The organism is Natronococcus pandeyae (assembly GCF_008122205.1).
Classification (GTDB): Archaea; Halobacteriota; Halobacteria; order Halobacteriales; family Natrialbaceae; genus Natronococcus; species Natronococcus pandeyae.
In genome coordinates this window covers 42,134-59,222 of the sequence record NZ_PHNJ01000007.1, presented here as the reverse complement: position 1 = coordinate 59,222, position 17,089 = coordinate 42,134, and the positions used below count along the sequence as shown (strand labels likewise).

Annotated in this window: 13 protein-coding genes; 7 read left to right on the top strand and 6 right to left on the bottom strand. The window is 66.0% G+C overall.

The annotated features are described in order from the left end of the window. Positions 1 to 7: 7 nt before the first annotated feature. Entirely contained in the window at positions 8 to 2,068 is a 2,061-nt protein-coding gene (locus CV102_RS14025; RefSeq protein ID WP_233710692.1) for a hypothetical protein, read from the bottom strand. Between the two features lie 198 nt (positions 2,069 to 2,266). Here CV102_RS14025 and CV102_RS14020 point away from each other — a divergent pair, with 198 nt between their 5' ends. Genes CV102_RS14020 through CV102_RS14010 form a run of 3 tightly spaced genes read left to right on the top strand, consistent with a single transcriptional unit; the run spans position 2,267 to position 5,225 of the window. Next, entirely contained in the window at positions 2,267 to 3,778 is a 1,512-nt protein-coding gene (locus tag CV102_RS14020) for a DUF58 domain-containing protein (protein ID WP_148858635.1), read from the top strand. Next, positions 3,775 to 4,308, top strand: a complete 534-nt coding sequence (locus CV102_RS14015; RefSeq protein ID WP_148858634.1) for a hypothetical protein — start codon at positions 3,775 to 3,777, stop codon at positions 4,306 to 4,308. Before CV102_RS14020 ends, CV102_RS14015 begins: the two co-directional genes overlap by 4 nt. Further along, positions 4,305 to 5,225 (top strand): hypothetical protein, encoded by a 921-nt coding sequence (locus CV102_RS14010; protein ID WP_148858633.1) that lies wholly within the window; start codon positions 4,305 to 4,307, stop codon positions 5,223 to 5,225. Before CV102_RS14015 ends, CV102_RS14010 begins: the two co-directional genes overlap by 4 nt. 44 nt (positions 5,226 to 5,269) lie before the next feature. On the opposite strand, the gene CV102_RS14005 is transcribed toward CV102_RS14010, so the two are convergent. The 3 genes from CV102_RS14005 to CV102_RS13995 are packed head-to-tail and all read right to left on the bottom strand — an operon-like array spanning position 5,270 to position 7,699. Further along, entirely contained in the window at positions 5,270 to 6,271 is a 1,002-nt protein-coding gene (locus CV102_RS14005; protein WP_148858632.1) for an AAA family ATPase, read from the bottom strand. Then, a complete protein-coding gene (locus CV102_RS14000) occupies positions 6,271 to 7,380 on the bottom strand; it encodes a DUF4350 domain-containing protein (RefSeq protein ID WP_148858631.1) in 1,110 nt (369 codons plus the stop codon). Before CV102_RS14000 ends, CV102_RS14005 begins: the two co-directional genes overlap by 1 nt. Positions 7,381 to 7,417: 37 nt before the next feature. Continuing rightward, positions 7,418 to 7,699, bottom strand: a complete 282-nt coding sequence (locus tag CV102_RS13995) for a hypothetical protein (protein ID WP_148858630.1) — start codon at positions 7,697 to 7,699, stop codon at positions 7,418 to 7,420. A gap of 156 nt (positions 7,700 to 7,855) precedes the next feature. Here CV102_RS13995 and CV102_RS13990 point away from each other — a divergent pair, with 156 nt between their 5' ends. The 3 genes from CV102_RS13990 to CV102_RS13980 all read left to right on the top strand — a co-directional run bounded on the left by CV102_RS13990 (position 7,856) and on the right by CV102_RS13980 (position 13,050). Further along, positions 7,856 to 10,906 (top strand): FtsX-like permease family protein, encoded by a 3,051-nt coding sequence (locus tag CV102_RS13990; RefSeq protein WP_148858629.1) that lies wholly within the window; start codon positions 7,856 to 7,858, stop codon positions 10,904 to 10,906. Positions 10,907 to 10,968: 62 nt separating this feature from the next. Next, entirely contained in the window at positions 10,969 to 12,315 is a 1,347-nt protein-coding gene (locus CV102_RS13985) for a S8 family peptidase (protein ID WP_148858628.1), read from the top strand. Between the two features lie 60 nt (positions 12,316 to 12,375). After that, positions 12,376 to 13,050, top strand: a complete 675-nt coding sequence (locus CV102_RS13980) for an ABC transporter ATP-binding protein (RefSeq protein WP_148858627.1) — start codon at positions 12,376 to 12,378, stop codon at positions 13,048 to 13,050. 55 nt (positions 13,051 to 13,105) lie between these two features. Here the strand turns inward: CV102_RS13980 and CV102_RS13975 are convergent, their stop codons facing one another. Continuing rightward, positions 13,106 to 13,831, bottom strand: a complete 726-nt coding sequence (locus tag CV102_RS13975; protein ID WP_148858626.1) for a hypothetical protein — start codon at positions 13,829 to 13,831, stop codon at positions 13,106 to 13,108. Positions 13,832 to 13,966: 135 nt separating this feature from the next. On the opposite strand from CV102_RS13975, the gene CV102_RS26015 reads away from it, so the two are divergent. After that, the gene (locus tag CV102_RS26015; protein ID WP_187432976.1) at positions 13,967 to 14,131 is read left to right on the top strand and encodes a hypothetical protein; all 165 of its coding nucleotides are present in this window, start codon (positions 13,967 to 13,969) and stop codon (positions 14,129 to 14,131) included. Positions 14,132 to 15,063: 932 nt separating this feature from the next. On the opposite strand, the gene CV102_RS13970 is transcribed toward CV102_RS26015, so the two are convergent. Further along, positions 15,064 to 16,680: a sodium/phosphate symporter gene (locus CV102_RS13970; RefSeq protein ID WP_148858625.1), complete on the bottom strand. Its 1,617-nt coding sequence runs from the start codon at positions 16,678 to 16,680 to the stop codon at positions 15,064 to 15,066. Positions 16,681 to 17,089 lie beyond the last annotated feature (409 nt).

The following is a 17,089-nucleotide window of genomic DNA, read 5'->3' as shown; positions in this document are numbered from 1 at the left end:
GGCGACGCTAGTCGTCACTCGGCTGCGGCGACCCCGATGAGGCAATCGCGTCACCCTTCGTCGCCTCACAGAGCTGCTGGGTTCGCTCAAGGACGTGTCGGGCCACTGACTCCGAGACGGAGGTGGGCGTAAACGCAGCCTGCTCGTACGTCTCGATGAGCTCGCGGAGCTCGTCGGGTTCCGTCTCCGGACGAGCGGACTCCGAGTGACGACGGTAGAACTCCCAGTGTGTCAGTCCCCCATCGTCGGGATCCGTTCCGTGTGCGTACCGGACGGCCGCATAACAGGACCGGACTGCGGAATCTGCTCGCCCAGCAGCGAGTTGTTCCGATGCCTGCGCGACCAACGCATCGACGAGTGCGTGAGGGTTCCCTGTTGGCCCTGCTCCCTGCCGATCGTCGGTCGGACTTCCGTCGCCGGTAATTCCGGGTTCTGGCTGGTGCGTTTCGGACCGTCGGCGACGCCACCAACCGATTGCGATGATCGCTACAACAGCGAGCAGGGCGCCAAGAACAGTCAGTGCTGTGGACGGGATGCCATCGAGGAACCCGCTTCCGGAGCTGGGCATCGCCACCGTGGTCTCAGTCGTAGCGCCAGCAAGACTCGTCCCCGCTCCCTCGTAGGTTGCAATGACGGTGGCGTTCTCGTCTGCCGTCGACGGCGTCGTTATCGTCCCGGCGAACTCGCCATCCGCATCGGTGGTGACCGTTTCAGTCGTGGTCCCGTCGACCTGTATCTGGATCGGTTCTCCCTCGAGACCGTCACCGCCGGTGGTCTCGAACTGCCCCTCGAGTGCGAGTTCGTCCTCACCGACTGCCGTCGCTTCGAGCGCCAGGTCCGTCTCCGTCTCGGTGACCGTCAGCGATGACTCGGCGGTCGTAGTGGCGAGTGCCTGATCCTCGAACGGCAGTGAGATGCGTACCGTCTGGGTGCCGTCTGAGACGCTTGCAGGCACCTCGCCCGTCCCCTGGAAGGTTCCGTCAGTCGCGTTGAGAGTACCCAGGACCTCGCCGTCGACGGACACCTCGAGCGGGACGTCGTCGACGGGGATCCCGTCGACGGCGATCTCACCGCCAACCCAGAGCGAGTCGCCGTAGGCAACCTCACCAGTGGTCCGCACGTCAGAAATCGTCGGTTCCTCTTGCTCGATCGCGACGTCGAGTTCCGCCTCGCTACTCAAGTGATCCGAGTCGCTCTCGGGGACGTACTCGACGGTAACCGTCTCCGTCGCGAGATCGAGCGCAGTCGGTCGGTACTCCAGTTCGAATCCGCTGTTCGCATCGTCGGACCACCAGTTGTCCGGCTCGCTGTCGACGGTAACCGGTTCACCCTCGACCCGCAGCTGGATCTCCTCGCTTTCGATCGTCGATCCGTCGGCCGTCCGGAGCTCGCCGCGCGCAGCGAGCGGATCGCTGAATGACACCGTTTCGTCGTCCGTCTCGACGTGAAGGGCCGTCTCGACGAACTGCTGGTCGCGCACGACCGTCTGCTCGTCCTCGATCTCCGATCGCGTCTCGTCGACCGTTTCCGTCGCCTCCGAGAGGTCCTCGTCGGTCTCGAGCGTGATGTGTTCGTAGCTGGTAATGAGGGTGTCGCTCGACCCGTCGATCTCCTCGTACAGCTCCTCTAGATCCCGCGCGAGCTCGTGGGCGCGCTCCTCCTCACCTGCCTCGAGTGCGGCCTCGTACTCCGCTTTCGTCTCGCGGTACTCCTCGACGCGATCTGCCAGCTGTTCCTGTTCTTCGGCAGCACTCTCGTAGGCCTCGACGGTCTCGTTTGACTCCTCGTCGGTGCCGGCTGAGTCGGTCTCGCCGGCGACCTCGACGTACTGCTCCAGACGATCGTCGTACTCCTCGCCGACGAGGTCACGGGCCTGGTCGTACTCGCCCTCACTCAATGCGATCGTACTGTCCCCTAGCTGTGAAGCGAGTTGATCCGACAGCCAGGACTCGAGTTCGTCGTCATCGGCCTCGCCGTCGTACTCGTCGGGATTCTGGTGACGAACCGTCTCGTTCGATGTCTCCTCGTCGACTGCAGCGACGGCCCCGGAGATCGTCTGTGGCTGCATCGCTTCGTCGCTGGCTGGCGTCCCTGCCCCTGCAACTACTGTTCCAGGGAGACAGCAAACCAATATCGCGACCACGAACAGACTAGCGACCCCATCGTTCACGATCCGTTATTCGTCGCTCGATACAAAAAGTATCCGGTCGGTCTCGCGATCGGTAACCAGTAGGTTCAACATGGCACCCCAGAACCAGTGACGTATATGCGTCCGACGCGTCAGCTGTGGGGGGTCGGCATTCTCGCCGCGGTGCTTGCCGGCCTCGCAGCCGTCTTCGCCCGCCCGCTGTTGCTCGGAGCGACAGTGTTGATCGGAGCGTGGCTCTTGACTCGCCAGTATCTGTTTGTGACGACCGTTCGGAAGGCGAAAGCGTCGCTAACGGCCACCCAGGCGCTCGATACGAGCGCAACCCGGGTCGACGACGCAACACCTGTTACGCTCAACGTAAGCCTCGAGCGCCCACGTTCACTGTCACTATCGCTCGAAGCGGGGATTCCACCTGCGGGCGTCGTGGCCGATCCACTGGTAGTGTCACTGGCGCCGAACGAGACGACGGCTCAACAGACCACGACCGTGAGTTGGCCTGTTGCGGGTCGCCATCAGTTCGAGCAGGCGACGCTCACGGCGACGGACGGCCTCTTCGAAACAACGGTTCCAGTCGGCTCGACGCCGGGGATAACGGTCGAGCCACGAAGTCCGAGATCCGTCTACATCGGGAAAGGAGGTGATCGACGGGCGATCACCCGAGGCGAACACGAGGCAGAACGGTTCGGATCCGGAACCGATCCTGCCGAGATCCGTGAATACGTTCCGGGCGACACGGCCGACAAAATCGACTGGAAAGCGACCGCTCGCCTCAATGCGCTTCACGTTCGCGAGTTCGAGGCCGACACGGATCGCCCGACGATGCTGATCGTCGATCACCGAGCGGCACTCTCGGAAGGGCCGCCGGCCGAGTCGAAGCTCGCGTATCTCCGGGAAGCGGCGCTTGCGACGGTTTCCAGAGCCCGCCAGCTCGGCGACCCGATCGGTCTCCTTTCGATCGGTGACGCCGGACTCACCTCGCGGTTCGATCCGGCGACGGGTCCCGGACAGTACGTGTCGATCCGTCGCCAGCTCCTGGATCTCGAGCCGACCAACGCGAACGAGCGATCCGGCTCGACGGACGATAGCACCGGTCCGGTAACCATCGAGGAGACGGCTACGAGTAGCCTGATCGCTGCCGGGAGACGACCAAACCACGCTTCACTGGATACAACAGCTTCTCCTGGAGCGACGCCCGCCGACACCGATCGATCCGATGCCTTCGTCCGGACGCTCGAGCCGTTCTATGCGAACCAGCAGTATCAAACGCGCTTCGAATCGGATCCGTTGCTCGGAGCCGTTCGGACCGCCGCGGCGACGTATCACGACCGCGTCTGGACGATTATCTGTACCGACGATTCGGACCCCAACGCCCTCTACGAAGCGGTCCGCTACTCTCGATCCAAGAACAACGACGTTCTGGTGCTGTTGACCCCGTCGGTGCTCTTTCGACCGAGTGGGGTAGCCGACGTCGAACGGGCGTACAACCAGTACCAGTCGTTCGAGGAGTTCCGCCAGAAACTCGACCGCCTGGAGGGGGTTACGGCACTCGAGGTCGCTCCCGAGGAGCGGCTGTCGACCCTTCTCGCTGTCGGCCACGAACGCACGCAGAGACAGGGGGTGCGCCAATGACCGACGGGGAGAGCGCCACCGGTGGGCGCGTCGAATCGCTTCTTTTGAATCGCGGTCAGGCGGATTCCCGACGGCTGACCGGCGTTGCGGCGCTCGCCTTCGTCGCGATGTTCGGACTCGCGGCCGGCCCACTCGGCGTCGCCGCGGGGATTACGACCGCTCTCGTCTGGGTCGCCGTCGGCACTCCGTACGCGATCGCCGTCGGTCACGTCCTGATCGTTGTCCTGTATCCCGCCGGTATCGATCCGGTATCGATCGTAATCGTCGAACTCGGATTTCTCGTCCTGTTGCTCACGGCGGCGGTCCGTGCCAGCACACCGGGTCGTGTCGTCGGCTGGACGATCGGTGCCGCCGCTGGGCTGGGTGGGGTTGCATGGTTCGGGGTCCGTTCACAGTCGCTGTGGCTCGCGGCAGCGCTCACAACCGGCGGGCTGGCACTCGCGAGTTACGGAGTATACCGCTACGAACTGGTCACACTCGGCCTCGTCGACGACTCGAAGTCGACACACGATACGACTGAGAACCTATGAGTATGAACGACGTTGACAGCACCGATCGCACTGAACCGGAGTCGACCGACGACGATGACGATGCCGTCGACACCGAAGCGCAACTCGAACGAACAGCCGCGCGTGCGGAACTGCTCGCCGAGGAGAACGACCGGCTCCGGAACGAGTACGCGCGCGCACGACAATCGCGATACCGTCGAACTGCGATCGGTCTCGGAGCGATCGGCCTCCTGGGACTCCTCGCAGGCGCGGTGTTCCCCTCGAGTCGTGAGGTCCTCTTCGCGCTCGGTGCCACTGGCCTGTTCGGCGGCCTCCTGACGTACTATCTGACACCCGGTCAGTTCGTCGCGGCCTCCGTCGGCGAGCGCGTGTACGCCGCCTGGGCGGCAAACGGCGCGGCTATCACGTCGGAACTCGGTCTTCGCGAGGAACAGGTCTACCTCCCGGACCCCGGACAGGAGACTGCACGGCTGTACATCCCACTGCACGCGGCGTTCGAGCCGCCCCAAGACCGTCACGGACCGGTCGTCCTCGAGGAGGGCGAACAGGGTCTCGTGCTCCTTCCGACCGGCGCGACGCTCTTCGAGGAATTTCGCCACGCGCTGGCCGGTGACCTCGCACCCTCGGCCCGCCCGCTTGCGACACAGCTCTGTGACGGTCTCGTCGAACAGTTCGAGTTAGCGGATCGGGCTGACCCGGACGTAGACGCAGCTGATGGTCGCGTTACGGTCGCGATCTCGGATAGCGCGTTCGGTGCCGTCGATCGGTTCGATCATCCGATCGGTTCGTTCGTCGCTGTCGGCCTGGCTGTCGGCCTCGATCGAACCGTCCGTCTCGAGGTCGAACCCGGCGACGAGCGCGCAGACTGGCTGGTGACCTGTCGGTTCGAGGTGGACGACGCTGACGCGTCGGCTACTGAAAACACACCCACTGGGTAGGTGTCACGGACGACTTCCGTCCGGCGAGGACTTCCCGACGCGAGTCACGGAGTCGTTTGTAGGTTGGCGATATCCATGTCCGGCACCGCGACGGTGTCGACGAGCTCTTCGACGACATCTGTTGCCCTGACGTCTCCCAGTTCCGCCTCGGTGTTTAATACGAGACGGTGGGCCAGAATCGGCTTGGTGAGCGCTTTGATGTCGTCCGGAATGGCGTAGTCGCGACCGCGAATCGCCGCCCGTGCCTTCGCTCCGTTCTGGAACGCGAGCGTTCCCCGTGGAGAGACACCGTGATCGGTGTGTGTATGGTCACGGCTCGCCGCGACGAGATCCAGGATGTACTCCTTGATCGGGTCGGCGACGTAAACGTCAGCGATGGTGCGTCGGGCCGATTGAATGCTTTCAGGTGTGACGGCCTGTCCGATCTCGTCGGGCCCGAGTGTCGGCTCGGCGTCGAAACGGTCGAGCAGTTCGGCCTCCTCGTCCCGTTCCGGCAGATCGACCGTATGTTTGAACATGAAGCGGTCGCGCTGGGCTTCCGGGAGTTCGAAAACGCCCTCCATCTCGATCGGGTTCTGCGTTGCGACGACCATGAACGGCTCCGGCAGTGCGAGGGTCTCGCCCTCGATCGTCACGGAGCGTTCCTGCATCGCCTCGAGCAGGGCACTCTGGGTCTTCGGTGTCGCCCGATTGATCTCGTCGGCGACCACCAGGTTCGCGAAGACAGGACCGCGCTGGAGTTCGAACTCACCGGTTGGCTCCCGGAAGACGTGGGTTCCAGTGATATCGGCGGGAAGAATATCCGGCGTCATCTGGATACGCTGGTACTCGAGCCCGCTCGCCCGTGCCAGGAGGTTCGCGATCGTCGTCTTGGCAACACCGGGAACGCCCTCGAGCAAGAGATGGCCGCGGGAGAGGAGTGCGATCGTAAGGTATTCGATCGCTTCGTCGTTCCCGATCAGAACACGCTCGGTTTCGGCTCGAATCTCGTCGTAGACTGCTTGTGGATCACCGACGGAGAACTCGGTGCCATCGATCTCGCTCATCAGTCGCTCCGTTTCGACCGGGACCGGTTAAGCGCTGTTATCACACGCTGGATACGTTCTTCGTCCCAGTCGGGATGGCTCTCGCGGAGGGCAGCAGCCCGTTCCGTGTCGGAGAGTCTGCCACGCTCGCCCGAACGACCGCCTTCGCCCTGCGCACGTGAGAGCCGGAGTCGGATGCGTTCGAGCGTCGCCCCGGGTGGCCGTCGTGTGGTCCCGATGACGGTCGCGATCGCCAACAGCCCGACCAGTGCCTGCAGCGCCGGCCAGTTGCGAAGCGTCAGCAGTGCGCCGGCGAGGGGCGGCAAATCGGCCGTATGGCTGACGTCGAACAGAACCTGCTCGTCCTCGGCGTACTGACGCTGGAGGAAGGCAGCGTTGTCCGGTTCGCCGTACATCACGTTGATCGCGATGCTCGGATCGCCGACAACGACGACTTCACCGTCGCCGACCGCTTCGGTCGTCGCCACCGGATACGAGTCGAGCACCGCCTCGTCGTCGAGTTCGGCGTCAGCCGTCTCCCCGAGGTGGGCGTAGTCGCTGGTCGCGACAAGTACCGTCGCGTTGTTCGGCTCGACCGCCGTCGCATAGTTGAGTGAGAGTTGCTCGATGCCAGCAGTGCGCGAGTGGTTCGCGACCGCCGTCGCGATGGGCATCGCCGGACCGTGCTCGTAGTTGCGCTGGTCGAGCACGAGGCGACCGTCCGTTCGTGCGTCCGCACCGACGTCGTCGAGCAGGTCGTTGGCGTTCGGTTCGACGTTCTCGAGGACGACGACCGTCCCCCCGTCTTCGACGAACTGCCGAACGCGGGCTGCGTCTTCCGTCTCGTAGGTCTCTTCAGGAGCGATGATAATCGCAGTCGTCTCGTTGGCTGGGACCTCCTCGTACCGTTCGGTCTCGCGGACCAGTTCACCCTCGACGTCCTCGTCGGTTTCGATCACGTCGCGAAAGTCGTCGGTACCGTCCCACGCGGGGTTGTAGGGATCGAACGCTGACGACGACGTACTGGCTGCGACCAGGGTCGTCCCGCAGACGACGAGTGCGAGCGTGAGCAACAGGACGGCCGGCCAGTTGACGCCGTCGCCGTCGCGAAGCCACGAGCGAAGGCTCATGCTGTTCCCTCGCCAGTCCAGCGGCGACCGACAGGGATCACCACGGAAGCACCTCCGGTGGCAGGATTTCCAGGATCCGTCTCACCACGATGATCGTGAACCCGACCAGTCCGAACGCGATCAACCAGAGGAGCCGCCGCCGCCAGGCCGGAGTAATATTGACGGGTGCTGTCAGCTCCGTGACGATCAACAACCCGATCAGCGAGAGCACGAAGAACAGCTCGTAGGAGAGCGAACTGAGCAGCGTCAACGCCAGAATCGTTCCAATCATCCAGGCGATCTGTCCATGGACGAATCGCATTCGACGCTGCGTCGGCATCTATTCCTGTGACCGTGTGGGCGGGTGATAAAAGCCTCGCTCGACGTCTCTGACTGGAATCGTCGCCTGAGACGTGTGGACAGACCACATTTCGAGAAGACGTCACACCTTTATTTACCCTGCAAACGGTCTCCCAAAACGTACACTCTCTACTCTATGAGCTATCTTCGCGTCCTCGTCGGTCGCTGGTCGCGCCGCGACCGACTGGCAGTGCTCGTCATCGCGCTCACGGTGGCGCTGCTGGTCGGCGCCACACTGTTAGTTGTCGCTGCGGGCGACCAGACGAGCAGTCTCGCCGACGAGTACGACGCGAACGCCTCGGTCGCTTCCTACGACTCCGTCAACGCCGCCCAGGAGGTCGCGGGCTCCGATGCGGTCGTCTTGCCGATGGCGACGGCAGCCAGTCCGGATGGGGAGCCCCGCCGCGTCGTCGCCGTCCCGGACGACACCGCCGGCCTCGACCTGCCGGCCCAACCGAACGGCACCGTCGGTCCCGGATCCGAGTCCACCGAGTGGCGCCTCGAGGGAACGGACGGCTCGCGGACGGAGCCGGTCGAGCCAGCCGGGACGTCCTCGGGCCTCTTGCCGCCGACGTGGCTCCGGACGACGCCCGACACGCTCGAGGCGGTCGGCCCGACGGACGCGCTGGTCGTCTCCCCGGCGACCGACGACGCCGGCGCTGGGGACGGAACGCCGCTCGTCGGCACACTGTCGTTTTTCGTCGACGGCACCGACGACGTCCTCGAGATCGTCTGGACCGGCGTCGCCGCGGCGGGCGTGATCGTCGCGGTGACCCTCTCGAGCGTCGTTCGGATGACGATCCGGGACCGCGCGCCGACGATCCGCGTCATCAGGGCGACGGGGGCACCGCCACGACGGGTTCGGGCCGCGCTCGCGGCGAGAGCCGGCGCGCTCGCGGCTGCAGGTGGCGTCCTCGGCTACGCGATCGGGGTGATCGTGACGAACGCCGCGGTCACCGTCGCGGTGGTTGTCGGCCTCCCGACGACGCTCTCGGTGCAGGTCTCCCCGCGAATCGCCATGGGTCTCCTCGGGATCCTCGCGGTGCTCACGGGCGTCGGCCTCGTCACCGGCTACCTCACGGCGCGCATCGCGACGGCGAAACCGCCGGCCCACGTCGGTCGCGACGGCCAGCCGTCCGGCTCGAGCGGACTGTCCTCGCGACTCGCTCGCGACGACGCCCGCTCGTGGCGCCGCCTCACGCCGACGGTGCTCGCCGCGCGAACGGTCGTGCCGACGACGGCGACGCTGTCGACGTTCGCCGTGATCGTCCTGCTGGTCGCGTCGCTGGGTGCGATCGGTGCCTCGGTCTCGACGGGCGAGACGACGATTTCGGAACCCGACACCAGCCACCCCGTCAACAGTCAGGTGCCGGCGGGGTACGCCGAGGCGCTCGCCGCCGACGGCGTCGCAGCCAGCCCCGAAATCCTGCTGTTCACGAGCTACGAGGAGCAGCCGTACCTCGCCCGCGGGGTCGACTACGAGGCGTTTGCCGACGTCACGGGCGCGCGTCTCGTCGACGGTACGACGCCCGAGACGGACGGCGAGGCCGCCGTCGGCGTCGAGTTGGCCCGGACGCTGGAGCTCGAGCCCGGCGACGAACTGGTCGTTGGCGGCAGCACCGAGGAAGCACTGACGGCGGTGACCGTCGCCGGGACGTACGAGACCGGCGGGCTGGAGGACCACCAGTTGCTCGTCTCGCTGCCGACGGCCCGACATCTCTCGACGGTCGAGCCGGGAGCGGTGAATCTGGTCCGAACGGAGGCGACGGACCGATCGCTCGCCTCGGGGACGAACGCGACCGTCGTGGACGTCGACGTCCCCTCACACGTGCGCCCCGACGAGACGGTCTCGGTCGAGACGACCGTCTGGAACCCGACGGACGATCCCGTCGACCGGGAGATCACGGCGACGCTCGGCGCGTCGGAGACGACCCGGACGGTCGAACTCGACGCCCACGAGCGCCGAACCGTCACGATCGATCTCGAGGCCCCGGCGGCGGGCGAGTACGACCTCGCGGTCGGCGAGCACGGTCAGTCGGTGACCGTCGCCGACGCGCCGCCGCTCGACCTGCTCGCGTTCCCCGAGACCGCGCCCTCCGGCGAGTCGCTCCAGGTACACGTTCGCGATACAGCCGGCTCGCCCGTCGAGAGCGCGACGGTCGCGATCGACGACCGAACCGCCGAAACCGACGCGGAGGGGATGGCCTGGCTCGAGTTGCCGACGACGGCCGGCACGCACGACGTAACGGTCCGCGCGGACGACCGCGAGCTGAACGAGTCGGTGCAGGTGGCCGACGATGTCGAGACGAACCCTGCCGCGGACGTCTCGGTGAGTCCGGACTCGCCGTCGATCCACACGGAGCCGACCGCCGAGATCCGGCTCACGAACCCGTGGAACCGCACCGTGGAGACCCACGTCGAGATCGAGGGGCCGGAGACCGTGCACCGCGAGGAGGTGGCGCTCGACCCCGAGGAGACGACGACGGTGACGACGACGCTCTCCCACCAGCCGCCGGGTGAGTATCCCGTTCGCGTGACCGCCGCGGACCGGACGCTCGCCTCGACCGAGTACGAGGTCGTCGGCGACGACCGCCTGGTGAGTGCGATCGCCGCGAGCGGCCACCAGCAGGCCGGCGGCGGCCTCGGGAGCGCGATCGAGTACGCGATGGGGAACCTCCAGGTCCTGCTCGGCGCGCTCACCGGGCTCGCCGCCGTGACGGTCGTCGGCGCGACGAGCGCCGTCCTCGCACGCGCCGTGCGTGCCCGACAGCGGACCCTCGCGATCTATCGGGCCACCGGCGCGTCGCCGCGCCGCCTCCTCGGGATCGTCGTCGCCGACGCGATTCGGATCGGAACCGTCGCCGCTGTCGGGGCGCTGCTTGTCGCCGTCGCCGTCCTCGAGGGCCTCGCCGCCGTCGGGCGACTCACCGCGTTCGGCATCACGCTCGCGTCGTGGCCGACCGCTCCGGTTGCGGTGGGCGTCGTTGGCGGTGGCATCGCGCTCACTCTCGTTGCGGCGCTCGTCGCGACCGTCCCCCTGCTTCGTGTTTCGCCGGCGTCGCTCCTGTCGCCGTCACGAGCGAACTCGGCCGGTCGAGACGACGGCTCCCCAGCCGGCCGATCCGGCGAGTCGGAGCCACACTCGGACGACTCACCGGTTCAAGAGCCCAATCACAATAGCGATTGATGTCGTATTCACTTCCTGAACAGTCTGTGAAGAATTAATAACTCGTCCTCGAACTAGTTAGTGTGTCACGAAATCACACAACGCGACGGAACGTACTGCGGACGATCGGTGCAGCTGGTGTCTCCCTCTCGTTCGTCGGGCTCGCGTCGGCGAGCGACGGCCAGGCGCGCTACGTCGCGAAGACGACGGGGGATGCGGTCGAATCGATCGAGGCGGCCGGCTTCGACGTCCTGGCTGAGCTGGCCGGCGGCGACGTCGTGCTCGTCAAGGGTGGTGCGGACGAGACCGACGATCTCGGCACTGTGAGCGGCGTCTCGATAGCCGTCCGGGACTTCGAGGTCGAACTCGAGAGCCCGGTGTCGGTCGACGCCGACGTCCAGAACGGCGCTGCTCGGAGGGCCGCCGGGACGGTCGACGGCGACGAGGTTTACGACGAGTATCTGTGGGACAAGCAACTCCAGGAGGTCCGGGCGGCCCACGAGTACGCCACCGGCGCCGGGCGGACGGTCGCCGTGCTCGACACCGGCGTCGACGCGAGCCACCCCGATCTAGACGTCGATACGGACCGCAGTGTCGTCATCACCGACGGCCAACCCGTGCCCGAGGTGGGCGACTCCGGTTTCCACGGCACCCACGTCGCGGGCACCATCGCCGGGACGGGCGACGTCGCGATGGTCGGGACGGCACCCGACGCGACGCTCGTCTCCGTGCGCATCCTCGGTCCCGAGACGGGAACGTGGGGCGATATTCTCGCCGGCATGGCGTACGCCGCCGAGATCGGCGCCGACGCCGCCAACATGAGCATCGGGACGGCACCGATCCCGCCACAGGCCCACCGCGACGGCTACAATCGACTGCTTCAGTCGGTCGCCAACGCCGTCACTCGTGACGGCACGCTGCTGGTCGGAAGCGCCGGCAACTCCGATGCGAACCTCCAGCAGGAGGGGTACTTTACGCTGCCGAACAGCCTCTCGGGCGTGCTCTCGATCAGCGCGACGACGCCGACCGATCTGAAGACCTACTACTCCAACTACGGCACCAACGAGATCGGGGTCGGCGCCCCCGGCGGCGGTTACGAGACCGCCGAGAAGACCCTCGAGGGCGACGAGGTCGAGTATCCGTGGCCGCTCAACGCCGTCTTCTCGACGGTGCCGGAGCCGGGACTGCTCCCCGCGCCGTACGTCGACACGACGATCGACGGTGAGACCTACGCCTGGCTCATGGGCACGTCGATGGCGGCCCCGCAGGTGTCGGGGCTGGCCGCGCTCGTCCGCGAACGCGATCCGTCGGCCGGCGCCCGAAAAGTCGAAAGCGCGATCGCTCACGGCGCCGAGAGCGCGAACGGCCGCAGCGACCACGAACTCGGCGCGGGCCGGATCAACGCGTTGCGAACGGTCGAAGACCTGTAACGCGTCACCCGACCGACGAGACGTGCAGCTATTTAACGGCTGGCAGGCAACTATGCCGCTGTGAACGCTGCTGACTCCGTTCTCGCTGCGGACGCCGTTTCGGTTCGGCGGGGCGACCAGTCGATCCTCGACGAGCTGTCGCTGTCGATTCCGGCCGGCTCGCGAACGCTCGTGCGCGGTCCGAGCGGGTCCGGAAAGACGACGCTGTTCTCGATTCTGGGGCTGCTCGATACCCCCGACGAGGGCCACGTACTGGTCGACGGCACCGACGCCAGTTCGCTCTCCGAGCGTCGCCGCGCCCGGCTGCGCCGAGACGCCATCGGCTTCGTCTTCCAGGACTTCCAGCTGGTGCCGGACCTGACCGCGCGCGAGAACGCGCTGTTGCCCCAGACCCACGGCGGCGAGCGCGATCCGGACTGGGTCGACGAACTGCTCGAGACGCTGGCGGTCGCCGACCGGGCCGATCGGTATCCGGCGACGCTCAGCGGCGGCGAGAAACAGCGGGTGGCGATCGCCCGCGCGCTGGCGAACCGACCCGACGTCGTGCTCGCCGACGAACCCACGGGCCAGCTCGATCCCGAGACGACCGAGCGCGTGACGGGGCTGTTGCTCGACGTCCACGACTCCGCCGACACCGCGCTCGTGACGATCAGCCACGACCCGTCGCTCGCGTCGCTGTTCGAGCGGACCGTCACGCTTCGGAACGGCCAGCTATCCGAGACGAGCTCGGCGTAGCCCATACTCGACTGTCGGGACCGCGCGTCGGGCGCGACCCAGAATAGTCTCGGTGTTACTTCGTCTCCGGCAGGTCGTACTCTCTGCCGGCGACGGTGAACGCGTCGTAGTAGGTGTCGATAACCGAGGGCTCCATCGTCGGCGTGCCGTGGCCGAGGCCGGCGGCTCGCACTCGGGTGTCGTCGTCGAAGTGGGCGAGCAGGTCCTCCTCGAGGTGCTCGATGTTGCTTTCGTCCATCGCGGTGACGTTTCGGTGGGTCACGTTCAGGCGCTTCCAGGGCTGGTCGCTGCCGGGGCGGTCGCTCTCGCCGGTGAGTTCGGGCGCGACGTCCCGGGTGTGCCACTCTTCCCTCTCGTTGTCTTCGTCCTCGTCGTCTTTCGTCCGGAAAACCAGATCCATTCCGCTCCCGCGGCCGGTGAGCACGAGACACACCTCGTTGGGTGCCATGCTGGTGTTGTGCTCACCGACGTAGTAGTCGTAGCTCAGTCCGTCGTCGACGAGATCCGCGAGCGTCAGCTTCGCGAACGCGAGGTTCTGGAGGGCGGCCGCGTAGTCGCGCGTCGCCGTCTTCTGGGAGGTCGCCTGCAGGACGCGCCCTCGCCCGTCGCCGGGATCGACTGCCCTGGTAAACTGTACGTTATCGGTCCCGTCGCCGTCGACGTCGAACGATCGCGAGAGCGCCGCGGAAACCGGTTGGTTGAATCCGTCCGTGCCCTTGCCGACGGCCGCACCGCCCAGTGTTGCTCCGACACCGGTCTGGAGGAATGACCGTCGTGACATTCGTGGTGACATTCACTGCAGAGTTATTTTGGTCATAGATAAGTGTTTCTACATAGCTTAATATAGTTAATAATATAACTAATCTGGAGATATATAAGGTCGTCTCGATAGCTACAGCGATCGCGACGCCAGGTCGTGACGAGCGACGAGACGCTCGGCTCGAGCTGGCAGTACGTTCAGTCGGGGATCGATAGCGTGTCGGAGAACGTCGAGTCGCGATCGGATCGCGAACGGATCGACTTCAGCGAGCGCAGTCGTGGAAACGATGATCGGCGCTGGGCCACGCTGGCCGTCGCGTAGATAGCGTGTTCGGACAGAATCGACTCTCCACGGCCAGCTGTTCGATTGTCAGCAGGTCGGCAGAGGACTGCTCCGGGCCGATGGGCTTCGTGGTATCCGTCTGCGTCACTACGTGCACGCTATCCACTGGCGCCCCCATCCACTGCTCACTCCTCGATATCGCCACCGCACGTGCGACAGAGATCAGATTGCCACGAGACCGTTCGCTTGGTTGCTCGCTCTTCGTCACAGTGTGGACAGTACGCGCGTGTCGGTTCTTGCCTCATGTTCCCCTCGAGAGGAAAATACTCCGAACACCACATATATGTTGTGGAGAAAGTTTACACTTGTCTATTTCTATCGAACAAATCAAAACCCATTAAAAATAGAGTCTGTCTGGGTGATAACTGAAGTTTTGAACACCGTGGATATATGCCGGCTACTGGCCCTAGATGCCCCAGTCTGAGGGGCGGAGGACCGTCGGTCCACAGGTGGAGCGCCCGTCGCTGTGTGCGATCCGCTCTGCCGGCTCTGTGTTCTGGTGGCCGTTTCCACGAGCCACACGCGCAACTCGAGCCGTTCCGTGAGTGACCGGACGACGAGTCCGAGGAGTCGGCGCGGACTCCACCCGACCGGCTCAGCCCTCCAGTTCGAGTTCACTCCAGATCATGAAGTGACCGGACGCGTTTCTCGCCAACTCGTTCAGCGCCGGCTCCTCGTCCTCGCTCGGCCAGAATACGGCCGAACGCGACTCTGCTGCGTGCCGTCTGTGATGGGCCCGACTCCTCTCCGACCGACACGCTCGAGGCCGAGAGCTCTCCGACTGTCGACATCGACACCTCGTCTCCTCCGTCTTTCTGTGATGGCTCAGCAACCCAGGCGAGTCCGTTCCCGTGCTGGGTGACGACCCTGGCGTGTGGGAGCGATGCAGGCCGCCGGAGTCGACGGGCGGTTCAACACGCCCGCTCGCCCGTCGGCACCACGATCGTCACCGGATCGGCGCCGGTCGTCGCGTAGACGGCGTGCTCGGTCGTGACCGTCCCCGAGTAAGCCAACTGATCGATCGACAGCGGGTCGGCGGGATACTGCTGGGCGCCGACGGTCTGCCACGATGCTTGCATTACGGTCGGACACTGGAGGTCGCCGCCACCGCCGTGAAGCCAGCCGTACGCCGGCTGGGGTGAAGCGCTCGTCCCGTGGTAGTTGCTCGCGACGCGGGTGATGTGGTCGTCGCTGGTCCAGTCGTCGCCGAGCGTCGCCGTCGCGAAGCCGGCGGTCTCGAACTCTTCGGACGTCGTCGTTCCCTGGTAGGCCAGCGCCTCGAGGCCGGCGAACGCCAGCGGGAGCGAGGCCAGCGCACAGACACAGAGCAGGATGGGGAGGCCGACGGTGACGACGCGCCTATGGGAGGGATCCACCCGCCGAGCGAGCGCGACGATCGCCAGGCCGGCACAGACGACGGTCGCGAGATGGACGAACGTCTGGCCCCGGCGGGCGAACAGCGCGTAGACGGGATCGACGCCAGCAGTGACCGCAAAACCGACCCAGGCGAGAGGTGCGACGAGCAACGCGAGCACGATCGCCCGGTCACCCTCGGGGCCGGTACCCAGCGGGAGCCCCCAGATTGCCAGGGCGGCCAGCACCGTCAGCGGCGCGACGTAGACGAGCAACCGGGGCGGCGTCGCTGCGGTGGCGGGAAAGAGTTCCCAGAGCGCGTTCGCACCGAGGATGCCGAATCCTCCCACCGCAACGCCGGCGATAGCCAGCCGGAGGGGGCGAGCGCGGGCTCGAGCCAGCCACAGCGCGCCGATCGCCATGACGATCACCCAGGCGGCGAACAGCCCCGGCTTCGACGCGAGGTCGTCGGAAAACGGCGGGCGCGTCAGCGCGTAGTAACCCAGCACGTAGCCCCAGAACGGCAGGGCGAGCACGACGAGGCCGGGCGCGAGCGCGCGCTGCCAGTCGCGCGCCACGGCGAGCACGACGACGCCGGTCAGCGTCAGCGCCGCCATGAACGTGCTGAGGTGGTGGGTGATCGGCAACGCGACGAGCAGCATGCCGGTTGCGACCCCCCAGGCCGGGCGTCGCGTCCGGCAGAACCGATAGGCGCCGATCGCGACGAGGGCGACGAAGAGGAGCCCGAGGACTTCGTAGCTCACCGTCACGGTGCGGCGCAGGTAGAGCCCCTCGAGGGCGAGCGTCAGGCCGGCGGCGAGTGCTGCGAGCGTGATAGCGGACTCGCGGCTGTGGTGGCTCGCAAGGCGCCAGACCAACAGGACGGCGAGCACCGGTGGGATCGCACCGACGACCGCGATGGTCGGCTGGGCCAGGGCCAGCGGCGCGACGTCGGTGATCACGCCGGTGAGCGCGAGCAGTGTCGGGTAGATGTAGCCCTGTGGGTTGATCGACTCGAGCGGGAGGGTGCCGGCCGCGATCGCATCGCGCGCCTGAGATGCGAAAACGAAGCCGTCGGGGTTGAACGGGTGTGGCGTCCACAGCAGTGGGAGCAACCGGGCCGTAATCGCCACTGTGACGACGATCACCGCTACCTTGCCAAGTCGACTCCCCATTACCCTTCTGACTGGCCCTCGGCATCGAGTTAACGATTCCGACTTGCATGGTCGCTGATCTGTACCGAACCGGTGTGTTTCCGTACTCGAGCAGCAGGGACGCATGCCACAGGCAGCGCTACGCGGCAGTCTCGTCACCACACGTGCGATACCAACCGATTGCCACGCCACCGTCGCGTGCGTTCCCGCTTTTGAGGATAGTACGCGTGCGTCGGTTCTCGACTCATCGGTCCCCGTCCGGACTACTTCTGTGAACACTCCCCACGAAAGACATATGTCTCTCTCCGATCTGTCTTGAGGTGATGTCAGAAGGGTATTACAAGTGCAGTTCGTGTGGCAGCGAATTAGACTATCAGACGACGAAACATAACGGATGTCCGCACTGCGGACTCGTCCCGCTTCACAGTGC